Origin of the sequence: Endozoicomonas sp. SESOKO2 (assembly GCF_024606245.1) — a bacterium.
In the GTDB taxonomy this organism is placed as follows: Bacteria; Pseudomonadota; Gammaproteobacteria; order Pseudomonadales; family Endozoicomonadaceae; genus Endozoicomonas_A.
Window position 1 is genome coordinate 1 of record NZ_JAHHPQ010000200.1, and the last position, 1,082, is coordinate 1,082.

Annotated in this window: 2 protein-coding genes; both read right to left on the minus strand. The window is 47.9% G+C overall.

Annotated elements, in window-relative coordinates:
- Positions 1-55: 55 nt before the first annotated feature.
- Positions 56-472, minus strand: coding sequence for a hypothetical protein (locus KDK17_RS04735; protein ID WP_257282264.1), 417 nt, complete (start codon positions 470-472; stop codon positions 56-58).
- A gap of 232 nt (positions 473-704) precedes the next feature.
- On the minus strand, positions 705-1,082 hold a 378-nt coding region (locus KDK17_RS04740; RefSeq protein ID WP_257287470.1), incomplete at its 5' end, for a DJ-1/PfpI family protein.

Here is a 1,082-nt window from a genome sequence, read left to right on the forward strand (position 1 = left end):
CCTCAATTTCTTGCAATCCTCGCTACGGACGCTTAAGTCCGACAGGCTGCTAGCATCATATACTGGTCTCGGCCTTGGATTCGTTGACCTTTTTCTCTGGAAAATACTGACTGAGTATTTCCGGATCGCTACTGAGTGCATCGCAGGCATCTGGATGTGATACAGGCGTTATGCTGGTTGAGCAGAGCTTCATGTTTCGGATACTGGCATCAAACCAGAACCAGTTTTTGTTCTCGGAGTAACATAAGGCTCTGGCTGTATAGTTGACAGAAGGTACCAGAGGAACTGAAGGAAAACCGTGCAGTTGCTTTTTGACAACTGTAGAGTTCAGGCAAGAGTATGTAATGTCGTTATAGCGTCGCTCAAACCGGTTAAACGTCCGGGCGATCAGCTGCTCAGCCATTTTGTCTTGTCTGAGGCTTAACTGATAGAGAGCCAGCCCACATAAGAATAGAATGATAATGCTTTCCAAAATCAGCACCTCAAGGCTTTATTAATGAATACAGGCGTCCGTACCTGTTTTTTTTTAACCCCTTTTTTTTATCAAAACATACATCCTTTCCCTAAGGGAAGCCTTCGTGAGTATAAGATAGAGCCATTATTTTTTCGTACGAAAGAGGGCTCCTTTTTTAAGTCCGGGCGTAACGAAAAACATATGGCTCATGGCTGCTGGAAGTCAACCGTCCAGCGTCTGGAGTCTGTGTTTAAAGCGCCCAGTCTGCCAGCATCTGTTTGGCTATCGGGCGGTATGCGTCTTTACCGTAGACCGCGTCAACCAGAGCGAAGCTGAAACTCATGGCGCAGCCGGGTCCCTGAGCGGTGATCACTCGGTTTTTCTGATCAATGACCACCGGGTTTTCCGGTTGTGGCAGAGCCCCCTCGAGTTGATCAAAAAAAGTGGGGTAGCAGGTCGCGCGTACATTATCGAGAAGAGAGTGGTGTGCCAGAACAACGGCGGATGAGGCGCAGATAGCGGCGTACCAGCGTTGGAATCTCTGTTGCTCTTTCAGAAGTTCCGTAAGATGAGGCAGATGGAGAGGAAGACGACTCAGAGGAGTATGAAAATCCTCTGAAGAATATTG